The organism is Runella aurantiaca (assembly GCF_003339505.1).
Lineage (GTDB): Bacteria > Bacteroidota > Bacteroidia > Cytophagales > Spirosomataceae > Runella > Runella aurantiaca.
The window spans coordinates 71,684-82,069 of record NZ_QPIW01000020.1; the positions used below are offsets into that span (position 1 = coordinate 71,684).

Below are 10,386 nucleotides of genomic sequence, written 5' to 3' on the forward strand. Positions count from 1 at the left end.
TCTTATCGGTTAATGGTCATAAATCGGCTTGTCTTCTTAATCTCACTGCCGTTTTGGTCAACCAGAATCACGTTGTAGAAGTAGGTGCCTACTGGTACTGTTTGATTGTTGGCGCCAATTCCTACGTTTGCTGAGCCTTCCCAGTCATTCTGATAATCGTTATTACGATAAACCAGATTCATCCAGCGGTTATAGATTTCTAAAACAATCTTCGTGCCAGATGGGTGACGAATCACAAATTTATCATTAATACCGTCACCATTTGGAGAGAAGCCTTCAGGAACAAACAATCCACCGTCTGAAGGAATCACAATTGGCGTATACTCTGCCTCTGTCGACTCCGTTGGGTCATTATTTCCGTTCAAATCAGGATTCAAACCATTGGTCGAGATATCAGCAATAGAATTCTGACCGGCAAGTGCTACCCCATAAACTCGGTTGAGATAAGGTGCCGTACGTCCGTCGGTAGTGACATTGACCGTAAAGAACAGAGAGTCTGCTCGTCCACCCGCCAAGCGGCTTTGTTCAGCAATCAAGAGATTTACATCACGATTTCCGTCGAAATCAGGGTTGATGCGTAACGTACTTGAATCGTTGGCCGTTGGAGTACCTACCAATTGATAACTAGCACCCGTGAGCGAACTGTAGACTTTGGTTAATGAATCCAACACCTGAACGTTGGTCAACATACCTGCACCGTAGTTTCTCAAAATAACACGGTAAGTGATGTTCAAACTACCATCGCCTTTGCGCACCGTATCTTTGATTGACATTGCCAAACCAAGCAATCCATTTCCAGGCGTCGAGTTAAGTGATACTGGAGTAGATTCGCTGTTGTTGCGCGGATCAAGGTCATTGTCAGGGTCAGCATTATCGCCCGTCGTTGAAGTGTCCGCAGTCATTACACCGCCTTCTGTATATCCAGCACCAATTGCAATGTTATTGAACGTGGTTACTGAATCAGGATTGTAGAGAGAGATAACCACCGCTAGGTTAATGTTGCGCGTTGTTCCTTTTGGCAAAGTACTTAGCGAGTCAACCAACAAATTGGTGAGTAATCCCTGACCAGTATAGCTTGAGTCAACCACAAATCCAAGGTCTGCCGTTACCAAAGGCTTGCCGATAATAACCGCCTTGTTGCCAAACGTGAGTCCCAAGTTATCTTCTACTTTGATTTTCTTGAGGTCATTTGTTCCAAGGTTGGTCACGCTGATGGTATATGGTATTTTGAACTTACCATCACCAAGCGCTACCGGTGTACCTGCTAACTTAGACAATCCAATCATTGCACTTGGCAAATCGAATCGCACAGGAGTAGGATTGTTGACTGGTGCATTCACCACAACACCTCGGTTTGAAGCATCTGTTACGGTTGTACCGTTTCCGTTTGCCGTTGCAATCACGCTGCCTAAGAACGGTCCACTGTTACCATTTGGTTTAACATTAATGGTAATCAGGATTGTTTCTTCAGCACCTACTGCCATGTTACTGCCAGGACCTAAGATATTCTTATCTGTTGTTCCGTTGTAACCCGCATTCGGTACGAGTGGGCTACCAGCTTCTACGACTGGCACACCTAACACTGCGAACGTAACTGGAGGTGCAAAGCTATTCGTAATGCTATCCAGCAACACGACATCTGTCAGAGGCACATTTCCTACGTTTTTGACCGTTATTTTATAGGTTATATCGTAAGATGTTGTATCCCCTTCACCCTTCTTCTCTATTTTATCAACCGCAAGCGCAACTCCAATTGCTGGAGATATTGTACCATCGCTGATGACAATGCCTGCCGACGCAAGGTTATTTGCGGTATTCGGATCGACTTGGTCAGCATACGTAATTTCGGCTTTGTTAATAACATTATAGCCTGCCGTTGCTGCTTTAGTGACTACCGTCAGCGTTGTACTGTCGCCCGCTGCAATTGCTGGAATGCGGGTTTTAAGTACACCACCTGTGTTTGTCAAGCCAGATGTAGAAATCAACTCCAACTGTGTCGGCATAATATCGCGAACATCTACATTGGTGGCATTGTGCTGTCCGTTGTTCTTAACCACGATGGTGTAAGTAACTTCTTCGCCAATGAGCGCTAACGTTTTATTTGCGGTTTTTGTGATACTCAAGTCAGAGCGTAACGTATCGGTAGCGCAATCGAAGATTTTCACTTCTATTGCTGCTGGTGCACTGTAGCAACCATCTTTCTTATAAGTAACAAAATAAGTACCTTCTCCTACCGCTTCTGGTGTACCAACCAAGCAATCACATCTTGGTTGAGCGGCAGAAGTAAAGATGGTAGTGTAGTTGATATTACCTTCCAGTGCCGTGGTTAAGTCTACGGTATTGCTTGGGCAATCATTCCGCAGATTTTTTACGATTGGCGTTGGTAGGCTTTTCACAACTACCGTAATGTACGCTGAGTTTACAGAGCAGCAAAGGCTATCGTCAACCAAGGCATAGGAATAAGTACCAGGTTCCGTTACATTCCACTGTCTGATACCATCAGAAGCAGGGAACAGGACATTGCCGTCTTTAAACCATTTTACTTTGTAGCCATTTTCGCTTGCTTTCAACTTAACGGTATCTCCTTGGCAGATGGTAATGGTTTCGGGCAGGGTATCTGCTTTGAAAGTGCCATTTATAATAATCTGCGGTCTGAATTTGATTCCCGTAAATATCAGCTTCATCGCATCTACACCTGCTTTACAGTTACCTTCTCCATCTGGGTCGTTGGTGGTAAGGGTGAGTATTATATCACCCTTAATCAAATCTTCCAACGATGGATAGTAAGTTGCATCCAATGCAAGCGAGTTGCTAAAGGTACCCGTACCGTTTGTTGACCATACTGCTCCAGTAGCCACGCCTCCTATTTTACCGTTGAGTTTGTACTGAAGTGCCGCGCAGATTGAGGCATCGGCACCTGCATCAGCGGTTGCAGGGTTCGTTTCACAAGGCGTAGTTTCGCAAGGTGAAATCAATACGGTGATAGCCGTTCCAGCACTGTAGCAACCTGCCGTTGAGCGGAAGAATGCATAGTATGTACCAGACACTCCTACTGCTAAAGGATTAGAAACCAGTGGCGAGCTTGGGGAATTCGTTTGGTGGAATTCCAGAACCAAACCTGCATTAGGTGTATAATTCTTAACCGCAGTGGTTAAATCTACCGTCTTCACAGGACACACATTCGCCAGATTAACAACAATTGGAGCGGTAATGCGTGGTGATACTATCACATTTACGGCATTTGATGCTACGCTTTTGCAAATCGAGTTGTAGCAACATGCTGCAGTATAGATAGTGCTTGCAGCTGGGATAATCGTTAAGGTGCTGCCAATTTGGCCACTTGACCATTGGATGTATCCTGCACAATTACCCAATGCCGTTAGTGTGACAGACTCTCCGAAGCAAAGCGTTGTCTTCGACGCTTCAATGGTTGGAGGTGCAGGCGTTCCTACCGTGATGGTTACAGGAGCAGTTGCTGCACTCTCACAATTACCTACTTTACATTTAACCCAGTAAGAAGTAGTTGCTATCGGAGTTACTTTTATTGAAGTACTTGACGCTCCATTTGACCAGAGTAATGTACCGTTGCAACCTGTTGCTGTCAGGGTGACAGAATCACCTTTACAGATGTTTGTTGCCGAGGCAATAATCGTTGGCGCGTACACTTTAGTTACCGCAACCGTTACCGTGTTGGAAGCACTACTTGTGCAATCGTCTTTTTTACATACTGCGGTGTAAGTTGTCGTTCCCAAAGGTGTAACTGTGATACTGTTGCCAGTAGCGTTGTTTGACCATTGAATGGTTCCACCCTCACATCCTGCGGCTGTAAGCGTTACAGAATCGCCTTCACAAATTACTGCTGAACTGGCCAAAATACTTGGTGCGGTGCAATTACCAACTGTCACGGTAACAGGCACTGATGCTGCACTCGTGCAATTGCCTATCTTACAAATAGCGGTGTATGAAGTAGTCTCTGTAGGATTAACTACGATGCTTGCTCCTAACATTCCGTTCGACCATGTAATTGCGCCATCACAACCTTCTGCTGTCAGTACTGCCGTTTCACCTAATTTAACCGATGATGGCGTAGCTTTCACAATTGGAGGAGTAATTGGAATAACCTTGATGGTGTAATTGTCCGAAATTGGGCTTGAACAATTACCTACTTTACATACCGCTGTATAAGTTGTAGTTTCCGTTGGAGTCACTACAATTGCTGGGCCCGTTGCCCCTGTTGACCAGTAAACAACACCTGCACAGTTTGGTACCTGAAGCGTAACGCTTTCACCAGGGCAAACTTTGTCTGTGCTGCAAATAACTGCTGGTTTTTCAGGTACAGGTACAACCGTCACAGTTGCTGACCCTGGAGCGCTTTCACAATTTCCTATTTTGCAGATTGCAGTATAGGTCGTGGTTTGGTTAACTACCGCTTTAATACTGGCGCCTGTCGCATTCGTGCTCCACTGAACCGTACCTGCACATCCTGCAGCTGTTAGGGTAACTGTATCACCCGCACAGACACTTGAAGATGGACTTACGGTAATAGTTGGAGGCGTAGCATTGTTGCCTACGGTCACTGTTACACTTCCTGGCGCACTGTCGCATTTTCCGCTCGTACGGCATGAAGCAGTGTAGGTAGTAGTAGTATTAGGCTTAACCACAATACTTGTCGTTGTTGCACCTGTATTCCAGATAATAGTACCTGCACAATTGCTTGCTGTCAGGGTAGTGCTATCACCGACACAAATACTTGGTTTAGAGGCTACCACTGTTGGCGCCGGACCGGTAGTTGTTACGGTAATTTTAACTTTATTCGATGGAACACTCACGCAATCCCCTACTTTACATACTGCGGTATATTCAGTAGTTGACGGTGGAGTCACCACAATCGTACTTCCTATCATATTGTTTGACCAGAGAATCGTGCCGTCGCATGTACCCACTGCTTTAAGCGTTACACTTTGACCTGCACAAAGCAGTGTAGAGTCAGCAGAGATAATAGGAGCCGTTGGATTTCCAACTGTTACCGTAATAGGAAGCGAAGGATTGCTTACGCACTGTCCTACGGTACATATAGCGGTATATGTAGTTGTTGCTGTTGGGCTTACGACAATGCTTGCCCCTACAGCCTGATTCGACCAAGTAACTGCTCCTTCACAACCTGAAGCGGTAAGTGTTGTGCTACTACTATTACATATTGTAGTAGACGTGGCTGCAATCGTTGGCGACGCTATTGGTGCTACTTTTATAGTATAACCTTTAGAGGTAGCCTTGCATCCATTCACGTTACATACTGCGGTGTAAGTAGTTGTCTCAGTTGGGTATACCACAATGGCAGGGCCCGTTTCACCAGTAGACCATTCTACTATACCTGGACAATTGTTTACCTGAAGCGTAACACTCTGTCCTTGGCAAACTTTGTCTGTGCTGCAAATAACCACAGGCGTTGGTACACTTGTCGTAACCGTAATTGTTACAAAAGCTGGATTGCTCTTACATGTATTGAGCGAGCAATTACAGTGTCCAATTCTACAGTAGGCCGAGTACGTTGTGTTGGCACTTGGCGTTACGGTAATTTGTGCTCCTGTTTCACCCGTACTCCATACAATTGTACCTGCGCAGTTTGAAGCAGTCAATGTTACTGAGTTTCCTGCACAAATGTTAGTCGACGGACTTGCCGAAATAATCGGTACAGTTGGCGAATTTACATGAATGGTAATCGGGTTTGAAGGTCCACTTTCGCAACCGTTTATCTTACATATTGCCGTATAAGTAGTTGTCTCAAGTGGTTTGACCACTATACTGGCCCCTGTACTTTGATTCGACCATATAATCGTACCGCCTGCACAACCCAGTGCATGAATTACAGAACTGTCGCCTGGACAAATTTCGGTGACTGCACAAGCCAAAATCGGAGGCTCAGGTTGTACACAAGTCGCTATAATCGTTACACGGGACGTATCGTTACCAGCTTTAGTCGGATCGTTATCCGGGCTTTTCACGATAGCAGTGTTTGTTATTGAACCAACAGCATTGATAGTTGCTTTGATTTTCAGGGTACGATTAGCTGCATTGGCCAAGTTACCAATAGTCCAAACACCCGTTACAGCGTTGTATTCAGCAGCAGGATCCGCGCTCACAAACGTCAAGGAAGCAGGCAATACATCACTTACCGTAACATTAGTTGCATTGTTAGGACCTTCATTAGAAGCAACTACATTGTAAGTAATTGTTTGTCCAACAGTATAAGGCCCCGCTTCAAGTACCTGCTTCTCTACAGCTAAGTCTGTCAAGCTTACACAAGACTTAATTGTAAGTTTCAATAAAGCTCCGTTGCTGTATACACCACACTTAGCCACTTCAAACAAGTAGTAGTCGCCAGAAGTGCATACTTTGGTTGGATCAAGTACTTTGGTACCTGGCTGGTGATCGATGGTAGTATACCATTCGAAATAACCGCCTTCCGTCTGAATCGTGCTGTGAATAAAGTTGGCCAAGTTCACGCAAGAATCTGGGCATGTATTCTCACCCATACCACCACTTGTTGGAGTTGGAGGAATGACACATGGAGTGACATTGATCGGCTCGCTATCGTCATCGTCTTCACCTTTCGTGAAGCCGTTGCCTGGCGTCGAATCAACATCTTTCACTGGATTACCATTCACATCGCGGGCGTCGCTGATCTGCGCGTAGTTCGTCAGGCTCGTGCCCGCAAATGACGCATCTACTTTCACCGTGATGTCTACCGAAGCACTCGCTCCTGGCGCCAACGGGCCAGAAATCGCTGTGTTCAAAGTCGCTATCTGACCTACTGCACTCCAGTCTGAATCCAATAACGTCATGCCCACGGGTAAAGAATCACTCAACGCAATCGCACTCGCCGTCATTGAACCTTCGTTCTTCACCGTCAATGTATACGTTACCGTGTCCCCAGCGGCTACGTTGCCACTCTGACCAGAAGCTAAGCTCTTGCTCAACGACAAATCAAACGTCGTCAAACCGGCATCTACCGTCAAATCATTCCGATTACCACTCGTCAACACTATCGCCGAGGTAAAGCCCGTCGTGGGGTTGGCATCGCTGTCACTCACATCGGGTCCGACATTCTGGTTCAAACTCAACTGACACGTGTCTGGCAAACTACTCACAGCAAACTGTACATAGTAGGTCCCCAATGGCAGGTTCGTAAACAAGTACTTCCCGTTAACATCCGTTAGCATTGAATCCAACTTCGCCGTCGGACCACTCACTGTGCCACTCCACAATATCACTTTTACGTTTTGAACCCCTGGCTCGCCTGCATTCTGCTGACCGTTGTCGTTCAAATCTTTCCATACATAATCTCCGATGCTGCCCAGTGGAGTGACATTGATCGGCTCGCTATCGTCATCGTCCTCACCTTTCGTGAAGCCGTTGCCTGGCGTCGAATCAACATCTTTCACTGGATTACCATTCACATCGCGGGCGTCGCTGATCTGCGCGTAGTTCGTCAGGCTCGTGCCCGCAAATGACGCATCTACTTTCACCGTGATGTCTACCGAAGCACTCGCTCCTGGCGCCAACGGGCCAGAAATCGCTGTGTTCAAAGTCGCTATCTGACCTACTGCACTCCAGTCTGAATCCAATAACGTCATGCCCACGGGTAAAGAATCACTCAACGCAATCGCACTCGCCGTCATTGAACCTTCGTTCTTCACCGTCAATGTATACGTTACCGTGTCCCCAGCGGCTACGTTGCCACTCTGACCAGAAGCTAAGCTCTTGCTCAACGACAAATCAAACGTCGTCAAACCGGCATCTACCGTCAAGTTATCTTTATCAATACCACTTTTCGTTGGATCAATAACAACTGCTACGGTAAGACCCGTGATAGGGTTGGCATCGCTGTCACTCACATCGGGTCCGACATTCTGGTTCAAACTCAACTGACATGTATCAGGTAAGCTGTTCACATCAAATTGTACTTGATAGGTTCCACCTGCTAAGCTTGTGAAAGAATAATAACCATTCACATCGGTAAAGGTCGTATCAATGGCCGTGGTTGGAGTTGTACCATTACTGGTCCACAAAATAACACGTACATTTTTCACACCAGGTTCGCCTACATCCTGTTGGCCATTATCGTTCAGGTCTTTCCACACAAAATCCCCAATACTGCCAAGCGGACTATATAGAGCTCCATCAATGGTCAAATTATCCTGAAGTATTCCACCCTTTGTAGGATCAAGGCTTACAACCTGACTAAATCCGTTAGATGGATTAAAGTCATTATCTAAAGCATCATCTCCTCCTTTATTAGTTGAATCACTTAATACACAACCAGAAGGAAGAGAGGCGGCAACGATTTGCACCTGATAATCTCCTGCTGATAGCCCATTAAATGTGTACCAACCAGGGGCACTTCCAACAGGGTTAGCGGTAGTGTACATAGAGTCAACTTGTACAAATACACTGCTGACATTTTTGTATAAACGTACTAATACGTTATTTACCCCCGCTTCACCAACATCCTGAATACCGTCATTATCGGTATCTTTCCAGACAAAATTTCCGATGCTCCCCAGTGGACTGTAAAGACCCGCATCTATAGTCGGATTATCTTTTAATAAACCTCCCATTTCAGGATTAATAGTCACAATTTGACTGAAACCTGTTAGAGGGTCTGCATCACTGTCTAGTGAATCAACTCCTTGATTCTGCTTTGGAGACAACACACATCCATCAAGGAATGAACTGCTTACAAACTGCACTTGGTATTCTCCCGGAAGTAAGCCTGTAAACGCGTATTGTCCTACACCTGCTGTGTAAGTAGAATCTGTTTGTACAAAATTGCCTAGATCATTTTTTTGATACAGACGTACTAATACATTATTTACACCTGGTTCACCGACATCCTGTTGGCCATTGTCGTTCACATCTTTCCACACAAAATCACCAATACTTCCCAGTGGCCCAGGAATAACGATAATTTCGCAACAGCCTGTAGCTGGACATGTATTAACCTGTGCACTAAATCCAAATCGGCCAGTACCTTTTATGGTTAGGGTATCACCACTAACACTTGAACTATCAGAAGGAGCTCCTGTAATTGGCGCTCCATTTTTTGACCATACAACATTCGTATAACCCGGCACATCAAGGGAAACTATATATTCGTCCCCTGGGTACCATAATATAGGAACCGAAAAACAGGAAGTAGCATAGTCATCTTCTCCTAAAACACCATTGTTCGGATCGGAGTCTGAATCCTCCTGACCCGAAGCCATTGATACTACTTCCGCAATGTTGAAATAAACACCGCGACCAATCACCGTGCCTGTCATTTCCAGTTTTACAGAATCTCCAGGGCTTATGACTGGAATCGTCCACAATCCAGCATTGAAAGATCCAACACTTGGCGTACTCGAAACCAGATTTGCCCCTGCTGTCGGAAAGATATCCTTGACAACAACCGTTTTGGCAGTATCAGGTCCTTCATTCTTTGCATAGACAGTATAGGTAATGGATTGGTTGAGGGTAGGTTGTGCGTTGCTGATTGTTTTAGACAATTTAATATCTACAACCTTGGGCGCTTGCTGGCCTAACGCACTAAATACAGTTAACATTAAAACCACGAATATCCCCACTGTAGATGCTAATGATTCCATTAGTCTCTTTGGAGAAACCGAGCTACTCTTATGTATACCTGTATTAGATACTTCCCACTCCTCAAAAGGAGGGGAAGTAGATACCCATCGCTTCGATTTTTCATCGAAACGCGTCCTCGGAATAGGATATCTATCCGGAGGAAGAGAAATGGATAACTTACTCATAATCTGTGAAGTAAATGTTTTGATAGATGTAATATTCGGGGTAAGTTTATAAAGAGATAATGAGTTATCTTCATAAAATGGAGGGGATGCACCTGGTAAATGATAATGACTATCAATAGCCACAGAATTAATAACATATGAAATTTGCCCCTCCTGAGCTAATTTTGATTTGAAGGGTTTATTACAAATAGCACTGTTTTTCACAGGCCTACTTCCAGAATTAACCCAAGGTAGACAGTAAAATGCTTTTGTCAAATAAGACCAAAAAGTCTTTTTGAATAAAACCATCCGTAATGTACGCTTAGTTTTAAAAGCATTTGTAATTTCCAGCTTTCGGGCTGTGGTAAAAAGTGCTTTCATCTGCAATTTATCGTTTATTAATTAGATATACTTTATTGGTAAACTCACCTGCCAACCATCCCAGAACTTCAGCCATAACATGTTTGCCTTTGTATTTACCATTAAATGAGGGCTTTGCCCCACTTATAAAGTATCTAAAATTATGCCAAACTCATATTTATCATCATTTACTTTTGTCAAAAACACATAATAACCTACTTGTCAAATACTTAAC

The 10,386-nt window shown here is 44.8% G+C and carries 1 protein-coding gene; it reads right to left on the minus strand.

Features of this window, described 5'->3' with window-relative positions:
- Positions 1-2 precede the first annotated feature (2 nt).
- The gene (locus tag DVG78_RS20815) at positions 3-10,172 is read right to left on the minus strand and encodes an SdrD B-like domain-containing protein (RefSeq protein WP_147277134.1); all 10,170 of its coding nucleotides are present in this window, start codon (positions 10,170-10,172) and stop codon (positions 3-5) included.
- Positions 10,173-10,386 lie beyond the last annotated feature (214 nt).

Excerpts from the sequence above, each read along its gene's own strand:
- DVG78_RS20815 (WP_147277134.1), bottom strand. The coding sequence starts at position 10,172 with ATGAAAGCACTTTTTACCACAGCCCGAAAGCTGGAAATTACAAATGCT.